Origin of the sequence: Pseudohalocynthiibacter sp. F2068 (assembly GCF_023015645.1) — a bacterium.
GTDB classification, from domain to species: Bacteria; Pseudomonadota; Alphaproteobacteria; order Rhodobacterales; family Rhodobacteraceae; genus Pseudohalocynthiibacter; species Pseudohalocynthiibacter aestuariivivens.
In genome coordinates this window covers 18,263-41,417 of record NZ_JALKAK010000003.1, presented here as the reverse complement: position 1 = coordinate 41,417, position 23,155 = coordinate 18,263, and the positions used below count along the sequence as shown (strand labels likewise).

Sequence of the window (23,155 nt, the reverse complement as noted above, 5' to 3'; positions counted from 1 at the left end):
AATATTATGCCAGCAACAGTGCTTAAAAATATCTCGGAAATCCGTCGGTTTTTTCACCGGAACGAGGACCCCATCTATTTTATTTCGGCAACCAACTTTAATCTGTTGGGCCTTGATGAGTGGGTCAAGAATTTCAAATATATCTGCTACATCGATTGTTACGGCGGCAAACACCCGAATGTCTTCTGCCCATCGGAACAACCGCACGCGGAATTCCAATCGATCGAGGATATCAATAACTATCTGTTGCAGCACAAGGAAGTTATCGACTTTATCAAACGGCGTGGTGGCAAGCCCAAGTTTGTATTCCTGATGTTTGACGAAGAAACAGAGCGTCTTTCAAAAGAACTTGGTGCGGAAGTCTGGTTTCCAAAGGCGAAGCTGCGGACAAATATGGACAACAAAATCGAGACCGTCCGCATCGGCAACAAAGCAGGCGTTCCTTCGGTGCCGAATGTTTTGGCGGATGTCAAAGATTACGCAGACCTGAAGAAGACCTGCGAAAAAGCCGGGATTGGTCATGACCTTGTGCTTCAGTCTGCTTTTGGGGATTCAGGTCACACGACGTTCTTTATTAAATCCGAGGCCGACTTTCGCCGCCACGAACATGAAATCGTGGGCGAGGGCGAGATCAAGATCATGAAGCGGATCGATTGTCGAGGTTCTGCGATCGAGGCATGTGCCACAAAAGAGGGGACCATTGTTGGTCCGCTAATGACGGAACTCGTTGGCTTCAAGGACCTGACACCCTATCGCGGTGGCTGGTGTGGAAACGAGATTTTGTCGACTGCCTTTCCACCCAAAGTACGGCAACGGGCAAGGGAACTGACGTTCAAATTTGGTGAACAACTCAGAAAAGAAGGCTACCGCGGCTACTTTGAACTCGACTTTCTGATCGACAAAAAAACGGGCGACCTTTGGCTTGGTGAACTTAACCCAAGGATCACCGGGGCGTCGTCAATGACGAACCACGCGGCCTTTGCCCATGCGGACGCGCCGTTGTTCCTGTTCCATCTGCTCGAATTCTCGAAAAAGAAATTCGATCTGGATGTAAATGAACTAAATAACCGCTGGGCCGACCCGTCAATGATCGACAGTTGGTCGCAGATGGTTATCAAACATACCGATGACAGTGTAGACATTTGTACCGAAGTTCCGGAAACCGGCATTTACAAAATGCTTTCTGACGGAAGTGTGATCTTTGACAGGTTTGACTATCACCGCCGCGCGGTAGAGAGCGAAAACGAAGCTTTCTTCTTGCGTATTCTGCAGCCGGGTGATTATCGGTATGAAGGTGCTGACATTGGCATTCTTGTGACTCGTGGTCGCTCGATGACGAAAAACTTTCAGCTTAACGAAAGAGCGAAACGATGGATTCACGGCATAAAACAGTCCGTCGCGGCAAGGCCCTTACCAACGGTCGAAGCAAGCCCATCCTTGGCGGACCCAGCCTTCAAAATCCTCTGACAAAAGGCGATAGCCAATGATGTGGCGCGCAATATCCGAGGCAGAGCCCGGGCCAAAATGGGCCGGGCTGTTTCAGGAATACTGGCCTGATTACAAACGCTGGTGGCTGAAGGAAGGCGACAGCGCCCGTCCAAGCTATGGCGAAAGCCGCCGCGCGCTGGTCAAGCATATGCCGGAAATCGTACCGCTTTATGATCAGCTGTGTGAACTTGCTGGCGGGGGCGATCAGGCCGCGCGATTCTTAAGCTTTTACTGTCCTCCACCTTATCTGGCTGGCTGCAGTCAGGCGATTTGGCCGGGTAAAGAGCCGGTTCTTGTGCGCAACTATGACTATAGCCCGACCGCCTTTGACAGTTTGATATTGCACACCAGCTGGCAAGGTCGGCGCGTGCTTGGCACCAGCGACGGGCTTTGGGGTATGGTTGACGGGATGAACGATGCAGGGCTTGCATTATCGCTCACATTTGGTGGCCGTCGTGTCGTGGGCGAAGGGTTCGGTGTGCCGCTTATCCTGCGATATGTTTTACAAACCTGCACCACCACAGAAGAGGCGGGGGCAGCGCTAGAGCGGCTTCCGACCCATATGAGCTATAACGTCACCGTTCTGGATGCGAAGCGACGTTACCTTACGGTGATGATGTCGCCCGACAAGCCTGCGTTGGTGACGCGCGCAGCGGTTGCTACAAACCACCAGGAAACCGTGGAATGGGTCAGCCACGCCCGGTTTACTGCGACCGTTGAAAGAGAACGCTACTTACTGCAACGCCTTACACTGCATCGAGACCCGGAAGAAAAGTTCATCAAGGCATTCTTGAAGCCACCGCTCTATTCGATCGCGTTTTCTGCGGGTTTTGGAACGCTTTACACGGCGGTCTACCGGCCGCGAAAACGCCAGATGGAAATTCGCTGGCCGGGCACCGTTTGGCCTTTGTCGCTTGACGATTTTCAGGAAGGTGGGCGGAGTGTTCAGATCCCGGGCGCTGCCTGATGCGCAGCGCTTAAGGCTGCGGCAGCACGTCGATATGAAATAGATTGCGAAACCAACCCAAAGAGAACTGGCAAGGCATAACTTTGCGCGAGGAGCTTTACAGGCAAGTCCGAGACGCTGCCACCGCTTGAAAGAACAACTGTGGCTACAATCACCGTGTTTAGACTGCCAACGATCAGGCCAAGCGACACTGCGCGTACAGGAATGCCGTGTTGCAATGCCGTCTGGATGAACGGTTCTTTCTGAAAGGTAGAATTCTGAGTTTTCAACATATCCTTTACCGCTTTTCGAATGGCGATTACTTGTGAAATGGCGACTACGAAGAATGGCGTCAGATAAACAAGAGTGAGCGGAAGATACTGAATTTGTTCTTCTCCGAATAGCGCCAACCACTGGTTCACAAGCGTAAGAATGCTACCAATTATCAATGAGATGATCGCTGCACGAAGAAGGACACCCTTGAACACCGAGGGTGGCGAAGCCGCCGCGATAACCTGCGTGAAGGTATTGTTCGTTTGTTTTTGCATCACGATACTTTCAGCTTACGCGTTGTTTCACGCAGGGGTTTTTCTCTGGCCGATTTTGCCGTCTTGAATTTTTCACTACTTGGACCAACATCCAAGATGATATCGGCGATAAGGTCGGGGTGTTCGGATGTTGTAAGATGGCCGCCTGGCAAAATCCGAACGTCAAGACCCTCTGCGCCCAACCGTTCCTTAGCGAGATACGCTTGCCGGCCTTCAAATGGGTCTTGCTCGCTGCCGACCACATGGAATGAAACGGCGTCTCGCATACTCCTGTAGAGGCGGCTCAGATCCATTCTTTCGGCATTCTTTTTGTGGTAGCTCACGAAATCGGCGGATTTGCTCATGGCGTAGATGCCTTTGCGACGCCCGATTGCATCGAAAAGTTGTTCTATTTCCTCGGCCGTGACTTTGTAATCTTTTGACCACAAGGGTTTCATAAGCTCGGCAAAGATGGTTTTTGATCGTTGTGCGAGCGAGGTGACAAAGCCGCCCATCCAGGATTTCAGGATTGGCGTTGTGAACCATGGATGCGAATGACCATCTGCATAAAGACCGCCATTCATCAGCAATACACCTTCGATCCGGGTCTCAGGTTCGATACCCGCTTTAATGAGGTCTTCCTGACGGCAAAGAAGTTCAAGCGTGACGAGCGACGAGTAATCAAAGCTGAAGATGAATGTGGATTTGATTCCGTTTGCTTTCCACAACGCTTCCATCATATCGGCGCGTTCTATGGTGCTGTAGGGGTAATCTTCTGGCTTGTCAGAGTCGCCCAGGCCGACATAATCAAAGAACAGCCTGTGGCCGATGTTTTGTCCGGACAAATGCTGGTTGACGCGTGACCAACCGTAGGAGCCATCCGGCCAACCCGGCATAAACGATGCCCAGACAGAGCCGTCAGTTTGTGTTTCGTCTTTGTCGATGCGGGTGTGGATTTGAACGATTTTTTTCGCTTCACCGTTTTCGCCATTTAGCAGGAATTTCTTGTTCTTCGTGTCGTAAAACACTCGTTTTCCTGCGCTAAACCAATCGTTGGCGCGGATCGTTTTAGCTGGGTTTATGTTTGCGGCGGATTTTGCATTTGGGGGTGTTTCCATTGGTCGTCTCCGGAGCTTTAAGTTTGCCTGAGCAGTTCTTGTTGATTAACGTGTATATACACGTAAAAATATGTTAAAAAATTATGCCTCCTGAATTTGAGACACGATCTGATTGAGGTCGCGGATCATGTTCTCCCAGCGGGGTTGGCCAAACTTATGCGTAACCTCAGCCTGCACCGCCTCCCAAAGTGGAACAACTTGGCGTAGCGTTTCTGCGCCTTTGGGTGTCAGGGCAACAGGCCGCCGCCGCGCATCCGATCCACTTACGGTTTTAAGAAGGTCACGGTCTAAAAGCGGTTTCAGATTCCGTGTTAGGGTGGTGCGGTCGGTTGCCAACAGCTTGGCCAATTCTGCAATGCCAATTGGCCCTTTGCTTTGAACGGTGGAGAGCAAAGTAAATTGAGTAGAGCGTATACCGCTTGGCTTTAGCGCTTCATCGTACAACTGTGTAATAACCCGCGTCGCTTTTCGCAGATTGAAGCATGTACAGTTTGAATGTTTCTCAAGTTTCATTTTTTAACCAACACAACTAAGATCAAGTGTATATACACCTATAAGTTCGGATGTCAAGGAACGGTACCCGTTTTCACGCCAAATACTTTGCGGACGAACGTCGGGCCGCCATGAATTCATTCCCGCAGTTTCAGCGAAACCGCGGAGCATAACATCTTAAATTTGCAAGTAATACTTGAACGCGTCTAAAGTAGCAGGTCGCTCAGGTCAGGGTGGTCGTCGGGGCGTTGGCCCAGAGGCCAGCGGAACAGACGGTCTGCTTCCGTTATCGCAAGGTCGTTGATGCTTGCATGGCGCCTGGCCATTCTGCCGTCGGATGCGAATTCCCAGTTTTCATTGCCATACCCGCGAAACCAGTTTTCCGAACCGTCGTGCCATTCATAGGCAAACCGAACCGCGATCCGGTTGCCCGCGAAGGTCCAGAGTTCTTTGGCCAGACGATACTCGTGTTCGCGCGTCCATTTGCGGGTCAGCAACGCATGGATTTCCGCGTGTCCGGTCGCAAATTCATTGCGGTTTCGCCAGACGCTGTCGTCCGTGTAAGCGGGGGTGACGATGTCAGGGTTGCGGGTGTTCCAGGCGTTTTCGGCAGTGCGCACCTTCAGGCGTGCGGTTTCATCTGTGAAGGGGGGCAGAGGAGGGCGAGTCATTTTGTATCCCGTGATTAATCCAGTCAGCGAAACTGACCAACATATTTCAAGTTTCTAACAGGCGATAAAATTAGAATGGGGAGCAGCCAAAAGCATTTCGTTTAACAGGGCTGCCGTTCCGACATGGGGCGATTCTTACGAAGACCCGAGTTGCAGTGTGTAGCCGTAAAGAATTGTCAGAATAATGACCTCTATAGGAACGTGAAATGGTAGCAGGCGTTTCATATCAATCTCCAGTCTGTATCAATTTCTTTAGTTTACCGATCTGTACATCTTTCGGGTCAAGGTGTACCAATCGGTAAACTTAGTCAACAAAAAAATTCTTGATTTGAGAGATTTAGGAATCGAATACTCAAGGTAAAAGGCAGTTAATTACTTAATTTGTCACGTCTTCTTGCTATTTTAGCGTAGTTTAACTATTTGCAGATCAGTACATAATTTCGGAAAAAATATGCGCCCTAATAAAAGAGATGAACTGGTTCGCAAGGCTCTGGACGTGTTTTATCGCAATGGATTCCATGCGACCGGAATGGATATGCTGGTAAGGGAGACGGGCGTTTCCAAGACCTCCATGTACAAACACTTTCGCAACAAAGATGAACTGATGCTTGCTGTGTTGCGGCTGAGGGACGAGAATTTTCGAAATTGGCTATATCGGCGAATTGAGGAAATATCTGATACGCCTCAGGGCCAGCTTCTCGCGTTGTTTGACGCGATGGATGAATGGTTTCAACTCCCCGCTTTTCGTGGATGTATGTTTATCAAGGCAAGTGCCGAGTTTCAGGAAAGCAGCCATCCGATTTACGCACAGGCCGCAGAACACAAGCGCATGCTCTATGACTATTTCACCGGCGTGGCCAAACGGGCGAAAATGAAAGACCCGGAAGGATTGGCGCGTCAGCTTATGGTTCTGAAAGAGGGGTCTATCGTTTTGGCGATGATGGGGGTCAATAAAAATGCAGCGCATGACGCGAAACGCGCTGCTGCATCACTTTTGGACATTCACCTGTAGATGTGTGCCAAGCTGTCTTATTTCAGATTTGCGGTTGCTAGGTCGAACAGTGTGTTGTCGCCCATTGACTGCGCCAAAAGCATTGCACCCTCAAGCGTTGCTAGGATGTTCAGACCGTAGGCTAACGAATTTTCAGCATTATCTTTGGACACTTCGGCGATAGAGCTTACACCCATCTCGAAAAACTGCCGGGCCTCGTCTGCGACAACCTCGGGAACACCTTCTTTTTCGGCTGCCAGTATGCCGCACAAACACATGCGGTTATCTTCTGCCAGAGAGTCCCGAAACAGCGTTTTCCAGGTTTCCACACGTCCCGCACCAGCAGCTTCGTTTTTTGCAACTGCTTCTTCAAACCGCTCGCGGTAGCGTTTAGCAACTGCAGCGGCGAGATCCGCTTTGGTAGGGAAATGGTAGTGTACGCTTGCACTTTTGATCCCGACATCGGTTGCGATTTCACGAAAACTAAAGCCGTTGTAACCGGCTCTTCGTATCCTGTTTTCTGCTGCATCCAGAATGGCATCTACGCGTTCAGTCATTTTCTATACCTAAAACCTATCAACTGATAGATAGCTCTTGCGAAACTGAAATTGCAAGCTATATGTCAGCTATCAACTGATAGGTAGGTGATTCTAATGTTCAAAGAAAAAATCGCAATCGTAACGGGTGGCGGATCAGGCATAGGCAAAGAAGTCGCAAAACGGTTTGTTGCCGAAGGCGGCAAGGTTGTTGTGAATGGCCGCGATCAGGCCAAGCTTGAAACAGCGGCAAAAGAGATTGACCCAACAGGGCAAAACATTGCGACGGTTGCGGGCGATATTGCAAAGCCAGCAACGTCAGCGGAACTGGTTGAGATAGCAACTAGCCGCTTTGGCGGAGTTGATGTCCTTTTCAACAATGCGGGTGTGTTCCGCCCGAAACCCTTTCTTGAACTGGAAGAAGACGAATACGACTGGTTCCTTGATACCATCCTGAAAGGAAAGTTTTTCACAGCGCAGGCCGCTGCCAAAGCCATGAAAAAACGCGGCGGTGGCGCAATCGTGCAAACGGGTTCGCTTTGGGCCATCCAGGCAATTGGCGCAACACCATCTGCCGCTTACTCCGCAGCGAATGCCGGCGTTCATGCGATGGTGCGAAACCTTGCGATCGAACTCGCCAGTGATAACATCCGGATCAACGCAGTTGCGCCCGCGGTTGTTGAAACTCCAGTTTACAACACCTTCCTGACAAGGGAAGAGGTGGAACAAACACTGCCAACCTTTAATGCATTTCATCCACTGGGACGAAATGGTCAACCCGGCGATATCGCTGATTCACTGCTGTTTCTTGCCTCAGACAAGGCATCGTGGATCACAGGGCAGGTACTATCTGTAGACGGCGGCGTTACCGCCGGACGGCAATAATAGACGAAAAGGATCATCATCATGTACGTTAACGCAGATTTTTCAGAACGCGTCGTCATCCGCCCGGACGACAGAGAATGGGTTAATTCGCCGAAAAATGGCGTTGACCGAATGATGCTTGACCGGATCGGGGGCGAAGTTGCGCGCGCAACAACGATTGTTCGCTTCGCCCCTGACTCGCAGTTTTCAGAACATGAACACACGGGCGGAGAAGAGTTTGTTGTTCTGGATGGCGTCTTTTCTGACGAAAGCGGCGACTATCCCGCAGGCACATATGTGCGCAATCCTATCGGAACGCGCCATACGCCGCACAGCAAAGAGGGCTGCACAATATTTGTGAAACTGCAGCAATTCGCAGAGGATGATCAGCGGCAATTCTCGATAGACACAAAAAACGCAACCTTTTCGCAAGGGAGCGTTGATGGGCTGACCGTTCTTCCGCTGCATCAGCATGGAACTGAATCTGCCGCCCTCGTTCGTTGGGCACCGGGAACAAAGTTTGTGCCACACACGCATTGGGGCGGGGAAGAGATCCTTGTACTGGAAGGTACTTTTCAGGATGAACATGGCGATTATCCGGCTGGCACATGGCTTCGCAGCCCACATATGTCGCAGCATCATCCCTATTCAGAAGAGGGTTGCCTTATCTACGTTAAAACGGGTCATCTGGCGGAACTGAGCAAAGCCGAGATTGCAAGTTAAGGATTATCACTAAAAGTTGATCTTCATTCGCTACGGCTCTCTGTGGCAAAGTCCGGTTTTCCAATGCAAGACTGGGCGGGTCGGATTTGGCGATTGCAAAACAATGGTGTGGCGGCTTCTGCCGCCATTTCTGAACCGGTAAGGACAAAACCTAAGGTTGTGATTTTCTTTGTGTAAGCTTGCCAATTCTAGCTAAATGAGCCTAAGCTGTTCGTTTAAAAAAAATAAATAGTTGTTCTGGGAGGATACAATGAAATTTAAGTCACTTAGTCTCGCGCTTGCGTCGACCATCGCTTTTACAAGCACGGCCTACGCGCAAACGGAAATACAGTGGTGGCATGCTTTCACGGGCCGTTTGGGGGATTTGCTTGCCGAGCAGGTTGAACAATTTAACACAAGCCAGGATGATTACACAATTGTTGCCTCTCACAAGGGAAACTACTCTGAAACGCTAAACGCGGGAATTGCCGCATTTCGCGCGGGTGAACAGCCCCATATTCTGATGGTGTTCGAGGTTGGCACAGCAACGATGATGGCTGCTGGCGGTGCTATCAAACCTGTTTACGAGGTAATGGCCGAAGGCGGGGCCGCGTTTGATTCTGACGGCTACATGGGGGCCGTAAAAGGGTATTACACCACAACCGAAGGCGACATGCTTTCGCTGCCCTACAACTCTTCTACGCCGGTCCTTTACGTTAACCGCAACGCTTTTGCAGATGCGGGGCTTGACCCGGACACGGACCTTTCAACATGGCAGAATGTTGATGCGGCACTTACCGCTTTGAAAGAGGGCGGAAGCACATGCCCGCTAACAACAGCCTGGCAAAGCTGGGTGCATCTCGAAAACATGTCAGCCTATCATAACGTGCCGTTTGCAACAAAAGACAACGGTTTCGCAGGGCTGGATACCGAATTGGCCTTCAACGGCCCGGTTCAGGTTCAGCATGTTCAGATGATGGGCGATTGGGCGGCAGATGGCCGGTTTATCTATGCGGGTCGCCGCAATGAAGGTGGTGCAAACTTCCGCGCCGGGGAATGCGCACTTTTCACCGAATCCTCAGCCGGTTATGCCGGTGTGAAAGCTGAGGCGCAATTTGACTTTGAAATTCGTCCGTTGCCGTATTGGGATGGCGTCGACGGCGCACCGCAAAACACGATCATCGGTGGGTCTTCGCTTTGGGTTCTGTCCGGCCACGAGTCAGAAGAATACAAAGGCGTTTCTGAATTCCTGAGCTTTCTGTCGACCTCTGACATTCAGTCGAAATGGCATCAGAACACCGGGTATCTTCCCATCACGATAGCCGCTGCTGAACAGACCAAGGCCGAAGGGTTTTATGATGAAAACCCGGGAACCGAGATTGCGGGTATGCAGATGACTGCAAATGCGCCAACCCCGAACTCTAAAGGTCTGCGCCTAGGGTCTTTTGACCAGATCCGCGGGATCATCGACGAAGAACTCGAGGCAGTCTGGGCTGGCGATAAAACAGCGCAAGCCGCTCTGGATAGCGCGGTAGAACGTGGCAATGTTCTGTTGCGCCGCTTTGAGCAAGCGAACCAATAGTGAATTAGGTGTGGCCCCAGAATTTGGGGCCACACTGATTGCTTGGTATGGAAAAACGCGTCACCTTTAAAGGCTGGCTGTTGCCAATATGTCTTCTGCTTCCGCAGGTGATCGTTACAGCTGTGTTTTTCTTTTACCCGGCGGGGCAGGCGGTCTGGCAGTCGCTATTTATTCCGGACCCGTTTGGGCTTAAATCCCAGTTTGTTGGTCTTGGAAACTTTGAATTTCTGCTGGGTGATCCCTACTATCGTGCGGCTTTCACAACGACGGCGGTTTTTTCAATTCTCGTGACGGTTGCCTCGCTTGGGATGGCGCTGTTTCTTGCGGTTCTTGCAGATCGGCTGATCAAAGGCTCTGGCGTTTACAGAACGTTGCTGATCTGGCCCTATGCCGTTGCACCTGCGGTGGCGGGGGTGCTCTGGCTTTTCATGTTCAACACGCGGGTTGGCGTGGTTTCATGGTATCTGGGTATATTGGGATATGACTGGAACCATGTCCTGAACGAGGCTGAGGCCATGGGTCTTGTTGTCGCCGCATCGTCCTGGGGCAGGGTGAGTTACAACTTTCTTTTCTTCCTTGCGGGGCTTCAGGCGATCCCGAAATCGGTGATCGAAGCTGCGGCAATTGACGGCGCGCGGTTCTGGACGCGGTTTCGCACAATCGTTTTCCCGCTCTTGTCGCCGACAACGTTTTTTCTGCTGGTCGTAAACATCGTCTATGCGTTCTTTGAAACCTTTGGTGTGATCCACACTATCACCTCTGGCGGGCCGCAGCAGGCGACGACCATTCTAGTCTACAAGGTGTTCGCCGATGGTTTTGTCGGGCAGGACCTCGGCTCTTCTGCTGCGCAGTCGGTTATTTTGCTGGTCGTGGTCGGTCTGCTTACAGTCATACAGTTCAAGTTCATCGAACGCAGGGTGCATTACTGATGGCGGGGCGTGAACAACATGGCATGGTGCAGAAACGGGGCGTGGGCCATTGGTTCACCCATCTTGGGTTGATCATAGGTGTTCTGATTATCTTTTTTCCGATTTGGCTGGCTTTTGTCGCCTCGACCGTGACACAGCCAGAAATCGTGCACCCGCCAATGCCACTTTGGCCCGGCGACCAGTTTTTCAACAATTACCGTGATGCGCTGGTTTCCGGTGTGAATGCGCCGGTCGCGAAGATGCTTCTGAATTCCTTCGTCATGGCGATGGGGATTGCGCTTGGTAAAATTCTGATCTCGCTGCTGTCTGCCTTTGCGATTGTTTATTTCCGCTTTCCGGGGCGCAAAGTGTTCTTCTGGCTGATTTTCCTGACGCTGATGCTACCCGTTGAAGTGCGCATTGTGCCGACCTACGAAGTTGTTGCCGGCTTTGGCATGCTCAACAGCTATTCAGGGCTGATCTTTCCGCTGATCGCGTCTGCCACAGCAACTTTCCTGTTCCGGCAATTTTTCATGACGGTACCGGACGAACTGGCCGAGGCCGCGCGGGTTGATGGCGCACGTCCCATGCGGTTTTTTTGGGATATCCTTTTGCCAATGAGCCGCACAAATATTGCGGCCCTTTTTGTCATCCTCTTTATCTATGGCTGGAACCAATACCTCTGGCCGCTGCTGATCACGACTGACCCTTCAATGAACACCATCGTTATGGGTATCAAGCAGATGTTCCCGTCTGGCGATGATATCGCCGATTGGCCGGTCATCATGGCGACATCCATTCTGGCGATGCTACCGCCAATTATTGTCGTGATTTCAATGCAGAAACTATTTATCCGCGGGCTTGTGGACAGCGAGAAGTAACCAATGGCAACAGTCAAACTCAGCAACCTCAAGAAAAGCTTCGGCAAGACCGATGTTATTCATGGCGTCGATATCGATATTTCTGATGGGGAATTCATCGTGATTGTTGGCCCATCTGGATGTGGGAAGTCCACGCTTTTGCGTATGGTCGCGGGCCTTGAGACGGTCACAAGCGGCGAAGTGCAGATTAACGGCGCCGGCGTGAATGAGATGGAGCCAATGGACCGGAACATCGCGATGGTATTTCAGAACTACGCGCTTTATCCGCATATGAAGGTCTTTGATAACATGGCCTATGGGCTGAAAATTGCAAAAACCCCAAAGGCAGAGATCGCAGAGCGGGTTCAAAGTGCCGCGAAACTGTTGCAGCTTGAAGAGTACCTGATGCGCAAACCGCGCGAATTGTCCGGCGGCCAACGCCAGAGGGTCGCTATGGGTCGGGCGATTGTGCGAAAGCCAGATGTGTTTTTGTTTGATGAACCCCTGTCAAATCTTGATGCAAAACTACGTGTCCAGATGCGGTTGGAGATCAAGCAATTGCAACGTTCACTTGGTGTGACCTCGCTTTACGTCACGCATGATCAGGTCGAGGCGATGACGCTTGCGGACCGGATGATTGTGATGAACGGAGGTATCGCGGATCAGATTGGCGCGCCGCTTGAAGTTTATGCAAACCCGCAAACGGAGTTTGTCGCTGGATTCATCGGGTCTCCTGCGACGAATTTCTTGCCAGCGGCCCTTGTGTCGGGCGCACCTGCGGGGACAACCGTGGGCGTACGGCCAGAACATGCCACGCTGACAACTCCGGACCACGGCCTTGTAGAGGGGCAAGTCAGCTACAGCGAAGCGCTTGGTTCTGAAACGCTGGTGCATCTGAGGCTTTCCTCAGACGCAGCCTTTACTGTACGCCAAAACGGAATGGAGCCTGCGCCAGAGGAAGGCCATGCTTGTGGCGTTCTCTGGAACAGCAGCGACCAAATGCATTTCGGCGCGGACGGCCGACGTATCGCCACCCCATAGCTTTTGCAACTTGTTAAGCCGGGGTGGCTTGCGATTTACCACATTAACCAGCGCTGAACGAAAGCATTGTCGCGACGGATCATGTAGCGGCGCAACTCGTCCCCGATCAGGATCAAAATGGCAAAGGGCACGCTTAGCATCAGATGCCACGCTTCAAGCGGCGCGGTTCCGAAGAATACGTTGAAGGCAGGAACATAAGCGATCAGCGCAAGTAGCAAAAGCTCTGTCCCGATCCCAAGCCAGACGAGCCTGTTGCTGAACCAGCCAACCGTAAAAATGCTTTGCCGCCGTGTCCGGCAAATCAGAACGTCTGAGACCTGACAGATAATGATAGAGGCAAAGAAACCAGTGATCGCGGTACGATAGAGCGGATCACTGTTTGCCAGATCTTGCCCCCATTCCCAGCCACCGGCATATAGAATGACAAAGTAGCTGAAGAACCCGGCCGCGGCCTGAATCATACCGACAACCCCGTAGCTCATGATCAAGAGGTTTCGGGTCAGAAGCCGTTCCGAACGTTTGCGTGGCCCGCGTTTCATAACATCGGTTTCCGGCGGTTCCGCGCCAAGACCAAGCGCAGGGACGATGTCAGTACCAAGGTCGATACCCAGGATTAGGATCACCGTCAGCGGCAGCGGAATGTCGAGCAATACAAAAGCGATGAACGGCAGGATTTCCGGGATGTTGCTGGTCAGGATGTAGGCGACGAATTTCTTGATGTTGTCAAAGATCGTGCGACCTTCTTCAATTGCACTGACGATGGTGGCGAAATTATCGTCCATCAGAACCATGTTGCTGGCTTCCTTGGCGACGTCCGTTCCCATCAGGCCCATCGCAACACCCATGTCGGCGTTTTTAAGGGCAGGGGCGTCATTTACCCCGTCACCAGTGACGGTCACGGTTTCACCGAGGGCCTGCAAAGCCTGAACCACCTGCAGCTTCTGGGCAGGGGCAATACGGGCAAAAATGATTTCAGGTTCAGTTTTCAGAACGTTTTGCAAAGCACTGTCGCTCATCGCGCTAAGCTCGTCTCCCTGAACAACACGCCCGATGCCTGTGAACAGCCCAATTTGCCGACCAATGGTTTCGGCCGTCAGACCATAATCTCCTGTCAGCATAACGACGCGGATACCAGCAGAGCGGCAGCGTTCTAGTGCGACGGGCACTTCGGGGCGTGGCGGGTCAATCATGCCAACGAGCCCGATAAAGATGTACCCGTCTTCCGGAACCGCAGAGCCGTCCGATAGGCGTGATGCAAAGGCGAGACCACGTTCACCACGACCAGCCAGCGTGCGATAGTCATCAATGACATGGCTACGCCGCGAAGGGGTAAGTTCAAGGATTTCACCATTGATCATAACCCTGTCGCACATGTCGAGCACGACTTCGGGGGCGCCCTTCAGATAGGCTGTTGTCGCATCACTTTGCTTGTCGCTTACAATACTGATCATGCGTTTGGAGACAGAGCTGAAAGGTTCTTCAGAGATTTCATTTACATCAATAAGCGATCGTACATCTGCTTTATCGTTAGCAAAAAGCAAAAGGGCACCATCAGTAGCATCGCCTGAATACCCGACGTCCGTAAGGTAGGCGTTGTTGCAAATTGCCATGGTTCGCAAAAGCGGTTTCGAAATGGGGTCAGCAGTTAGCGCCGGGTCGTCCACCCTGTAGCTTTGCCTACCCAGAACGACCGTGTTCACGCCAAGCCTGTTCTGAGTCAGCGTTCCCGTCTTGTCAGTACAGATAACGGTGGTACTGCCAAGCGTCTCAACGCTTTCGAGGTTTTTGATCAAGGCATTCTTACGCGCCATGCGTCGACTGGCCATTGTCAAAGAAAGCGTCACGGTGGGCAACAACCCTTCCGGGACATTCGCAACTATAATGCCGATCGCAAAAATCAGGCTGGCGATTGCCCCATTGCCAATCGCGACACTGACGGCAAAGAAGGTCACCCCCAGAAAGATTGCGATTGCGCTGATCATCTTGATGAAGTGTTTAATTTCACGGTGAATTGGTGTTTCAGCGGCATCGGTCGCCTTGGTCAGTTCCACAATGCTGCCGATCTGCGTTGTCATACCCGTTTCACAAATAACAACACGGCCTTCGCCGCTTTGTACCAGCGTTCCGGAAAACACCATGTTCGGGCTTTCCATGATACTTTCATGGCTTTTGGCAGGGTCTAGCAGTTGCGGTTCGCTTTCGCCTGTCAGGCTGGACAGATCTACCTTGAAATGGCTTGCTGACAGCAAACGACCGTCGGCTGGCACCTTGTCGCCTTCATGCAGGACAATCACATCACCCGGAACCAATTCAGCACCAGGCAGCTCGCACGGGGCTCCATCGCGCATTGTTGTAACAATGGACGGCATCATTTTTTTGAAGCTGTCCATTATTTTTTCGCTTTGATGTTCTTGGAGGTAGGTAAAGGTCGCGTTTAAAAACACGACAGCAATAAGCGCGATTGCGATGTAAAGATTACCCTGTCCAGGATCGAGCCGTTCGGCTGTCAACGCGAGCCCGCCGCCCGCGAGCAATAAAAGCGCGAAGAAATTTTTGAATTGCCACAGGAACTTGACGATCTCAGGTGTGGATTTGCCAACCTGAAGTTCGTTGCGCCCATATTGCGCTAGCCGAGCCTGGGCTTCGGCAGTGCTAAGCCCGTCGTCAGATGTCCTAAGCCCATCCTTGACTTCGTTGATTGGACGGCTTTGAAGCGGAATATCTTTCAGCAAGTCGAACTCCATTCATCTTGAATACAGACCCTGTGACGGCGCGTATTTTCATTTTATAAGCTCTCTTTGTAACAACTAATCCGAAGAAGAACTTTGTGCTCGATCAAGTTCGAAGCACACAAAATTGGTTTAAGATAAACTAATAATTTCTAATGTTAACGTATCGCAGACAGGCGGAAACGTTGCGGCGAATTATGACTTTTGTCATAGCCAACATTGTTGTTCTTGCCAGGGTTTTTCTTGATCTGGCTCATGTTGTGTTTTTGAATTCGGTGCTAGCATTTCTGCAAGTCATTTAACGAAACAAACAAAAGACGGGACGGGCTGAGATGTCCAGCTCTGCTTGGACATGGTTTGGCGCGTAAACGCAGTGTCTGACCAAACTGAGCCTGAATGGGGGAAGTATGCAAATTAAAGATTATCTAAAGATTGAGAAAGCAACCAATATCAGCCGATCTGAGGTTGGTCGTCTTGGCACGGCAATAATTTTTGTTGTCGGTGTCATGATTTACACTGGTTCAAAGTTTGCGCATGTTGAGCAGTCTTACCTGCTCGTCGCTGCGGCGGTGATCGGGGCGTATATGGCGATGAATATTGGTGCGAATGACGTCGCCAATAACGTTGGCCCGGCAGTTGGTTCCTTTGCCCTGACTTTGACGGGCGCTATTATGATCGCGGCCATATTTGAAGCTTTAGGTGCCATCGTTGCTGGCGGGGACGTCGTTAAAACAGTTAAAAACGGCATCATTGACCCGGCGAACCTTGCCAATACGGATGTTTACGTATGGGTCATGATGGGCGCGCTTATGGGGGCGGCGATTTGGTTAAACGCCGCCACATGGCTTGGAGCTCCGGTTTCGACAACGCATTCGATTGTTGGCGGTGTTATGGGAGCTTCAATCGCTGCAGCGGGTTGGGATATCATTAACTGGGGATCAGTCAGCAATATCGTCCTGAGTTGGGTCATATCGCCGGTCACCGGGGGGGTCGTCGCTGCTGGGTTTTTGTACGCGTTGAAAAAACTCGTCTTTTTCAAAAAGAACCCGGTGGACCATGCACAAAAGGTTGTACCGGTTATGATTGCGATCATGGCTTGGGCCTTTACGACTTACATTGCGCTCAAAGGTATCAAGCATCTTGTCAAAGTCTCTTTCCCTTCCGCTGTCGCGGCGGGAGTAATCGTTGCCGTGATCGCTTATCTTATCGTGCGTCCCATGATCAGGAAAGCTTCGCCAAGACTTTCTGCCGACAGGGATGGCGTGAATCGATTGTTCACAATCCCCTTAATTTTTGCAGCCGCGCTGCTAAGCTTTGCGCACGGTGCGAATGACGTCGCAAATGCTGTCGGGCCATTGGCGGGCATTGTCGATGTTCTGAGCGCCGGAGACGGCGGCGGAAAAGTTGCCATTCCGCTTTGGGTGATGATCATCGGAGCACTTGGTATCTCGGTGGGGCTGGCGCTGTTCGGCCCAAAACTGATCCGCACGGTTGGCTCTGAAATAACAGAGCTGGATAGATCCCGCGCATTCTGCATCGCGCTTTCAGCAGCCATCACGGTGATTGTCGCCAGCCAGTTGGGTATGCCTATCAGTTCGACACATGTCGCACTGGGTGGTGTTTTTGGTGTTGGTTTCCTGCGTGAATTCCTTGACCAGCGGCTTGGGAAGGTCGTTGAAGACGTGCTGGCGCTTCATGAAGGTCAGCCGGATTTCGTGCAAGCCGAAGCCGTGCTCAGGGATTTCCAGAATGCTCCTGTGGAAGACAAGCAACAATTGTTGGAAAAACTGAAAAAAATGGGTCCTGAAGCGGTGATTTCAGCCGCGCAACGCAAAGAATTGCAAAAGGCTTTGAAACGACAGTTGGTCAGCCGAAAGTCGTTGCTGAAAATCGCGTCGGCTTGGATCATTACCCTTCCGGTGTCTGCGGTTCTAGCGGCATTGTTCTACTTCGCATTGCGTGGAATGATGTTGCCATAGGCTGCAGGGGTTTAGCACATGAAAAAATATAGTCTTCCTGTCGCAATTGGTGTTCTGGTTATCGGGTTCTGGTTTAGCCCCGATTTCCAGCAGATCGCTGCGGGTGTTGCGATCTTTTTGTTTGGCATGCTGATGCTGGAAGACGGCTTCAAGCTGTTCGGTGGTGGCTTTCTTGAAAACATCCTTGAACGAGCGACCAGTTCGGTTCCGAGATCGCTAGCCTTTGGAATTGTGTCTACAACCTTTATGCAGTCCAGCTCGCTGGTATCGGTAATTACGATTTCGTTTCTGAGTGCGGGGCTTATCAGTCTGCTGGCGGGGGTTGGTATCATATTTGGTGCCAACATAGGCACGACGACGGGTGCATGGCTTATAGCTGGATTTGGTCTGAAGGTTAAAATATCGGCCTATGCGATGCCAATGCTGGCGGTCAGTATTATACTGGTCTTTCAGAAATCAAAATACCTGCGTGGCGCAGGCTTTGCGTTAGCGGGGTTGGGGTTTCTCTTTCTGGGCATTCACCACATGAAAGAAGGGTTTGAAACCTTCAAGGACCAATTTGATCTTACCCGTTTTGCGCTGACAGGCTTGCTGGGTTTGGTTGTCTATACGGCTGTCGGAATGACAGCGACTGTTGTCATGCAATCAAGCCACGCAACTATGGTTCTGATCATTACCGCACTGGCGGCCGGTCAAATCTCATATGAAAACGCGCTTGCACTTGCAATCGGGGCAAACATCGGCACCACGATTACTGCTATCATCGGATCGCTAACCGCAAATTTTCAGGGCAAGCGGCTGGCATTGGCACATCTGATCTTCAACCTTTTAACCGCAGGCGTTGCCTTGATTTTTATCAGCCCGTTGCGGGATGCTGTTGACTGGGTAAGTGCGAATGTCGGCATTTCAGATACTGATTTTGCGCTAAAACTTGCCGTGTTCCACACTATTTTCAATGTGCTCGGCGTTGTTTTGATGCTGCCAACACTACGGGCTCTGATCAGATTTCTGGAACGCGTCATCAAAGAGCCGGCTTTGGATCTGAGTAAACCAAAGTATCTTTCCGAGGCTGTTGATGAATTTCCACAAACGATTGAAATTGCTCTGAGGAAAGAGGTGAAACACTTATACGATAATGCCGTTGAACTAATCACTCACGGTTTAAACATTCATCGGCACGATCTTTTTTCAACCAAAGACGTCGCAAAAACAGTGGCGGAAAGCCGTGCGCAGATCGAATTCGACATTGATGAAAAATATGAACACAGGGTCAAAACCCTATATACTGCGATCGTTGAATTTTCGACGCGTGCGGGCTCCAAGAACCTGCCACACGACGTAATGGACCGGGTTTATATTTTGCGCGACGTTGCCGGTCAGATCGTACGGGCAGTGAAAGCGGTTAAACACCTGAGGCGAAATACCACGATTTATACATCCACGCCTAAAGGCGCGGCAAGTGATCTTTATAACGGGCTTCGTACAGAGATCGGGCGTATTCTGGCGGAAATCCAAAGGCTTGACCTCGCAGAACCCGAAGACAGAAGCCAACTTTGGCTGGACGAAGAAGCGGCACAGGTCGAAAGTGACTCGGTCAATTCTACGCGCGTGGTTGAAGAGCTGATCCGCGAAGGTCAGATGGACGCTGATGCAGCGACGTCTTTTCTGAATGATTCTGGATACGCCTACAGCGCCATGCGTAATCTGCTTGGTGCAGCGCGTGCATATTACATTCAGCCCGACAGTGCGATGGCAGAGGTCGAGCGTATTCTGACGCTGGATGAAGAAGAAGTTGAAGCAGTTGTTTCTGACGTCGCAGTTGCAAAATAACGCTGCGAAATTTGATTTGCTACAAAAGTGTTGCGCGGTGCCTGCAAGGTGGGCGAAACACAAAGATAATGGGAGTGACCGACAAATGGGCCTAGAAAAATATGCAAATAAGATCGACGAATATTTCGCGCGTCTGGAAGATGGGAAGGCAAAGAAGATTAAACCCAGCCATGTTCTGAAAGTTATCTCTAAGCTTCAGAAAAAGGAGCAAGGGCTCGTTCAAGAGATCGAAGCGACCGAAAAAGATTCAAAGAAAGACAGGTTGAAGCGCAAGGTGCTGATCGCACGCGAGCACATCAAACGGGCCGAATTATTGTTGGATAAAATTACACCCCCTGTAAAATGATCGGCCAGTTTCCTGAGATGTCTTGGCGTTGCTGAGACATCGCAGCCGATTGCACATATTGAAATTCGATTGTTATCTGTTCAGAACACTGTTTCTGGTAGGCCCGGATAGTCGGCATTCGAAAGTGCAAGATGATTAAAGAAGACCCCTTATGGCGAAGAACGCCCCCTGCGATTTTCCCTGTTTGTCTGGGTTTCATGGGGCTCGGGCTTGGTTGGCGTAACGCGTCCGATGTACTGCCCATTGCGCATGAAATCGGTGATATTCTGCTTGGGCTAAGCTGCGCCTACTATCTTTATTTTCTAGCCTTTTTTCTTCGAAAGTTTGCAACGCGACCCAGAGTACTGCTGGAAGATATGAAGAGCCCACCAGCGCGGGCAGGGGTGGCGGCGGCGGCCATGGCGATGATGCTGCTTGCAGCGGCGCTTCTACCCTTTGGAATATCGGCCCCCTATATTTGGTGGGCCGGGGTTATCATGCAAATCGGAGCGAGCGCGATTGGATGCTATGCGATCTGGTGCGATCCGCCTGAGATCAGAGAGTTTACAACATTTCAGTACCTTACCTTTGTTGGACCAGTTGTTGGGCCAGTTGCTGGAATACCGCTTGGCTATGTGACTGAGAGTATTCTGCTGGCGCTGGCAGCACTCGTGCCATTCTCTATCATAACGGTTGGCTACGCTCTGCGAATGCTAAGAACCCTGCCGCCGGTTCGCTTACGCCCGTCGCTGGCGATTTTTCTCGCGCCGAATTGTCTGTTTGCTCTTTGTTTTGGTTCACTCGGAATTGACTGGGCGTTTCAGCTGTTTTTCTGGATCGTTGAATGCGTGGCGTTCGGCCTGCTCCTCATCACGCCGTGGATGGTCGCGGGTGGGTGGAGCCCGGTCTGGGCAGCTTTCACCTTCCCCATAGCGATCTTTTTACAAGTTCAGGTGCTGGCCGTTGGCAAAGGTATGGGGCTTTTGGGTCTTGTTGGAATTTACGCAGGTCTGATAGTCGGAACGCCATTGATTCTATATGTCGTTTATCGCTCGACCATGTCTTGGGTAACGGGCGAGTTGGCGGAAAACACTGGAGCGGCAACAGCCTGAAGGTATTTTCGAAAAGCAGTAACTTTAAAAACCTGCTTCTTGAACAGAGCCCAACACGTCAATTCTTGGAAAATTCTTTTCGAATTGCGGCGGTAGAGTTTCCAAGGGTCGGAACGGCCATTGCATTCGCCTCTTCTGATTCACGTGCAAACTGGATCGGTGGGGCAGGGATCGAAACTGTTTCGCCCATTGAGTTTGGCACATGGCGTCGGCGCAGCGCTTTATGAGCCATCAGGTCTTCGACGGTGTTAAGGGCACCAAAGGCAATTGACGCTTCTGTAAGAAGATTGCGCAATTCTGCAGCAGTCATTGCTGATAATACCTGATTGATCTCTTGGTCCAGCACACCCCGGTTTTCAACGCGTTTTGTGTTGTTTGAAAACTGTGGGTCAGATCCTAGCGAGGGTGTCTTTAACACGACCTCACAGAACCTTTGCCATTCGCGCTCATTCTGAATGGAAATGATCGTCTTCGCCTTTTCAAGAGTTTCATAAGCCCCATAGGGCGCAATTGAGGGGTGTTGAAGCCCCTGACGTGTTGGCGCCCCCGCACCATATTCGGCGTGGATCAACGGCACGGTCATCCATTCTGCGGCAACATCGAACAACGACAGTTTTACACCAGAGCCTTCCCCGGTGACCCCCCGTTTTATAAGCGCTTCAAGAATACCAGCGTGCGCGGTCATTCCTGCGCCAATATCGCATACGGAAACGCCGATCCGGCCTAATTCATTTGGTCCACCCGAAACTGAAACGAGGCCGGTCTCACCCTGCACGAGAAGATCATAGGCTTTCATGCCCTGCATTTCCAGAGAATCCCCATAGCCGGAAATATCGCAAGTAATCAGGCGTTTATTCCTTAAGCGTAAAGTTTCAGAATCCAAACCCGCACGTGCTAAGGCGCCTGGCGCAAGGTTTTGGACAAAAACATCGGCCTTAGCGATCATCGAAAGGATCAGCGCATGATCTTCCGGGTCTTTGAAGTCGAGCACGACAGATTCTTTTCCCTGGTTGGTCCAGAGAAAATAAGAACTGTCGCCTTTGGCGGCGGTGTCGTAACCACGGGCAAAATCACCCACGTCACGTTCAATTTTGATAACTCTGGCGCCGGCATCAACCAATCGCGCCGTGCAAAGCGGGGCTGCGACCGCCTGTTCAATTGAAACAACAAGAAGACCATCGAGCGGGCGCATCAAAAGCTCCTCGGAAGGCCGAGCACTTTCTCTGCCAGAAAACTGAGGATCAGATTGGTCGAAATTGGCGCGATCTGATAAAGCCGCGTTTCCCTGAATTTTCGCTCAATGTGGTATTCTCGGGAAAAAGCGTATCCCCCGTGCGTTTGCATGGCGGTGTCACCCGCGCGCCAGCTTACCTCGGACGCCAGCATCTTGGCCATGTTTGCCTCGGCCCCGCAGGGCTTGCCTGCATCATACAAAAGTGCTGCACGCTCAACCATCAGCGCGGCCGCTTCGGTTTCAGCGTAGTTTCGCGCGATCGGAAATGCGACACCCTGGTTCGCACCTATCGGGCGGTCAAACACAACGCGGTCTTTTGCATAGGCAGTTGATTTATCGATGAAATATCTGGCGTCGCCAACACATTCTGCTGCGATCAGGATACGCTCGGCATTCATACTGTCCAGAATGACACGCCATCCGCCGCCTTCCTGCCCAAGCAGGCACTCAGCCGGGATGATCAGATTGTCGAAAAACAATTCGCACGCGTGGTGGTTAATCATCGCGTCTATCGGGCGGACGTCTAAACCATTGCTTCGCGCTGCACGCAGATCAACAAGAAACGCAGATAACCCGTCCGTTTTCCGGGCGACTTCGTCACGCGGAGTCGTACGCGCCAAAAGCACCATCAGATCGGAATGCTCAACCCGACTTATCCAGACTTTTTGCCCATTTATCGACCAGCCTTCATCTACGCGCTTCGCCTGTGTGCGCAGAGACGTCGTGTCCGTACCAGAGGTTGGTTCTGTCACGCCAAAGCTTTGAAGACGTATCTCGCCGCTGGCAATCTTTGGAAGCCATTTTTCTTTCTGTGCGTCCGAACCGTGCCGAAGTACGGAACCCATAACGTACATCTGCGCATGGCACGCGCCGGCATGTGCGCCGCAGCGCGAAACGGTTTCCAGAATTGTGCAAGCCTCAAGCAGGCCCAGCCCGGAACCACCGTATTCCTCCGGGATGAGTGCGGTTAAGAACCCGGCCTGCGTCAGGGCGTTTACAAATTCAGTTGGGTATCCATCCTTTTTGTCGAGTCTGCGCCAATAGTCCTCTCCAAACGTATTACAAAGTTTGGTGACTGAACTTACTATTTCCTGCAATTCGTCCTGCCGGTTACTCAAGAGCATAATGCGTCAACCCCGTCTGATGATGGACTCGAACACAGCGGCCCAGATATGTTCACGATTTCCTTGGTTTAAACCATATCAGCCGTGGAATTGAAA

General features: G+C 51.4%; 21 protein-coding genes. 13 read left to right on the top strand and 8 right to left on the bottom strand.

Annotation, left to right across the window (positions count from 1 at the left end; translation table 11 throughout):
- The first annotated feature begins 6 nt into the window (after positions 1 to 6).
- Both MWU63_RS04585 and MWU63_RS04580 read left to right on the top strand, forming a co-directional pair.
- The gene (locus MWU63_RS04585) at positions 7 to 1,467 is read left to right on the top strand and encodes a biotin carboxylase (RefSeq protein ID WP_213888199.1); all 1,461 of its coding nucleotides are present in this window, start codon (positions 7 to 9) and stop codon (positions 1,465 to 1,467) included.
- Between the two features lie 16 nt (positions 1,468 to 1,483).
- Positions 1,484 to 2,455: a C45 family peptidase gene (locus MWU63_RS04580; RefSeq protein ID WP_213888198.1), complete on the top strand. Its 972-nt coding sequence runs from the start codon at positions 1,484 to 1,486 to the stop codon at positions 2,453 to 2,455.
- Here the strand turns inward: MWU63_RS04580 and MWU63_RS04575 are convergent.
- From MWU63_RS04575 to MWU63_RS04560, 4 genes are all read right to left on the bottom strand, one after another.
- Positions 2,434 to 2,982, bottom strand: a complete 549-nt coding sequence (locus MWU63_RS04575; protein ID WP_247077088.1) for a hypothetical protein — start codon at positions 2,980 to 2,982, stop codon at positions 2,434 to 2,436. The two genes, MWU63_RS04580 and MWU63_RS04575, sit on opposite strands and share 22 nt — an antisense overlap.
- Entirely contained in the window at positions 2,982 to 4,079 is a 1,098-nt protein-coding gene (locus MWU63_RS04570) for an alpha/beta hydrolase (RefSeq protein WP_247077086.1), read from the bottom strand. Before MWU63_RS04570 ends, MWU63_RS04575 begins: the two co-directional genes overlap by 1 nt.
- 81 nt (positions 4,080 to 4,160) lie before the next feature.
- Positions 4,161 to 4,592, bottom strand: coding sequence for a MarR family winged helix-turn-helix transcriptional regulator (locus MWU63_RS04565; RefSeq protein ID WP_247077085.1), 432 nt, complete (start codon positions 4,590 to 4,592; stop codon positions 4,161 to 4,163).
- A 185-nt stretch (positions 4,593 to 4,777) separates the two neighbouring features.
- Positions 4,778 to 5,242: a nuclear transport factor 2 family protein gene (locus MWU63_RS04560; RefSeq protein ID WP_213888194.1), complete on the bottom strand. Its 465-nt coding sequence runs from the start codon at positions 5,240 to 5,242 to the stop codon at positions 4,778 to 4,780.
- A 451-nt stretch (positions 5,243 to 5,693) separates the two neighbouring features.
- Between MWU63_RS04560 and MWU63_RS04555 the strand changes: the two genes are divergently transcribed.
- Positions 5,694 to 6,254: a TetR/AcrR family transcriptional regulator gene (locus tag MWU63_RS04555; RefSeq protein WP_213888193.1), complete on the top strand. Its 561-nt coding sequence runs from the start codon at positions 5,694 to 5,696 to the stop codon at positions 6,252 to 6,254.
- Positions 6,255 to 6,271: 17 nt separating this feature from the next.
- On the opposite strand, the gene MWU63_RS04550 is transcribed toward MWU63_RS04555, so the two are convergent.
- Positions 6,272 to 6,790 (bottom strand): TetR/AcrR family transcriptional regulator, encoded by a 519-nt coding sequence (locus tag MWU63_RS04550; protein WP_213888192.1) that lies wholly within the window; start codon positions 6,788 to 6,790, stop codon positions 6,272 to 6,274.
- Between the two features lie 96 nt (positions 6,791 to 6,886).
- On the opposite strand from MWU63_RS04550, the gene MWU63_RS04545 reads away from it, so the two are divergent.
- The 6 genes from MWU63_RS04545 (at position 6,887) to ugpC (ending at position 12,726) form a co-directional block, all read left to right on the top strand.
- Positions 6,887 to 7,654: a glucose 1-dehydrogenase gene (locus MWU63_RS04545; RefSeq protein ID WP_213888191.1), complete on the top strand. Its 768-nt coding sequence runs from the start codon at positions 6,887 to 6,889 to the stop codon at positions 7,652 to 7,654.
- 21 nt (positions 7,655 to 7,675) lie between these two features.
- Positions 7,676 to 8,356, top strand: a complete 681-nt coding sequence (locus MWU63_RS04540; RefSeq protein WP_213888190.1) for a cupin domain-containing protein — start codon at positions 7,676 to 7,678, stop codon at positions 8,354 to 8,356.
- 250 nt (positions 8,357 to 8,606) lie between these two features.
- The gene (gene ugpB, locus MWU63_RS04535) at positions 8,607 to 9,917 is read left to right on the top strand and encodes a sn-glycerol-3-phosphate ABC transporter substrate-binding protein UgpB (RefSeq protein ID WP_213888189.1); all 1,311 of its coding nucleotides are present in this window, start codon (positions 8,607 to 8,609) and stop codon (positions 9,915 to 9,917) included.
- A gap of 47 nt (positions 9,918 to 9,964) precedes the next feature.
- Entirely contained in the window at positions 9,965 to 10,846 is an 882-nt protein-coding gene (gene ugpA / locus MWU63_RS04530) for a sn-glycerol-3-phosphate ABC transporter permease UgpA (protein WP_213888188.1), read from the top strand.
- A gap of 23 nt (positions 10,847 to 10,869) precedes the next feature.
- A complete protein-coding gene (gene ugpE / locus MWU63_RS04525) occupies positions 10,870 to 11,706 on the top strand; it encodes a sn-glycerol-3-phosphate ABC transporter permease UgpE (protein ID WP_213888451.1) in 837 nt (278 codons plus the stop codon).
- A gap of 3 nt (positions 11,707 to 11,709) precedes the next feature.
- Positions 11,710 to 12,726, top strand: coding sequence for a sn-glycerol-3-phosphate ABC transporter ATP-binding protein UgpC (gene ugpC / locus MWU63_RS04520; RefSeq protein WP_213888187.1), 1,017 nt, complete (start codon positions 11,710 to 11,712; stop codon positions 12,724 to 12,726).
- A gap of 35 nt (positions 12,727 to 12,761) precedes the next feature.
- Here the strand turns inward: ugpC and MWU63_RS04515 are convergent, their stop codons facing one another.
- Positions 12,762 to 15,458, bottom strand: coding sequence for an HAD-IC family P-type ATPase (locus MWU63_RS04515; RefSeq protein ID WP_247077083.1), 2,697 nt, complete (start codon positions 15,456 to 15,458; stop codon positions 12,762 to 12,764).
- A 404-nt stretch (positions 15,459 to 15,862) separates the two neighbouring features.
- Between MWU63_RS04515 and MWU63_RS04510 the strand changes: the two genes are divergently transcribed.
- From MWU63_RS04510 to MWU63_RS04495, 4 genes are all read left to right on the top strand, one after another.
- A complete protein-coding gene (locus MWU63_RS04510; protein WP_213888185.1) occupies positions 15,863 to 17,434 on the top strand; it encodes an inorganic phosphate transporter in 1,572 nt (523 codons plus the stop codon).
- Between the two features lie 18 nt (positions 17,435 to 17,452).
- The gene (locus MWU63_RS04505; protein ID WP_213888184.1) at positions 17,453 to 19,264 is read left to right on the top strand and encodes a Na/Pi symporter; all 1,812 of its coding nucleotides are present in this window, start codon (positions 17,453 to 17,455) and stop codon (positions 19,262 to 19,264) included.
- An 85-nt stretch (positions 19,265 to 19,349) separates the two neighbouring features.
- Positions 19,350 to 19,610, top strand: a complete 261-nt coding sequence (locus MWU63_RS04500) for a hypothetical protein (protein WP_247077081.1) — start codon at positions 19,350 to 19,352, stop codon at positions 19,608 to 19,610.
- A gap of 131 nt (positions 19,611 to 19,741) precedes the next feature.
- Entirely contained in the window at positions 19,742 to 20,701 is a 960-nt protein-coding gene (locus tag MWU63_RS04495) for a hypothetical protein (protein ID WP_213888182.1), read from the top strand.
- 58 nt (positions 20,702 to 20,759) lie between these two features.
- Here MWU63_RS04495 and MWU63_RS04490 read toward each other — a convergent pair whose 3' ends face one another.
- The gene (locus tag MWU63_RS04490; protein WP_247077079.1) at positions 20,760 to 21,893 is read right to left on the bottom strand and encodes a CaiB/BaiF CoA-transferase family protein; all 1,134 of its coding nucleotides are present in this window, start codon (positions 21,891 to 21,893) and stop codon (positions 20,760 to 20,762) included.
- On the bottom strand, positions 21,893 to 23,059 hold the full coding sequence (locus tag MWU63_RS04485; RefSeq protein ID WP_213888180.1) for an acyl-CoA dehydrogenase family protein: 1,167 nt from the start codon (positions 23,057 to 23,059) through the stop codon (positions 21,893 to 21,895). Before MWU63_RS04485 ends, MWU63_RS04490 begins: the two co-directional genes overlap by 1 nt.
- Positions 23,060 to 23,155: the final 96 nt, after the last annotated feature.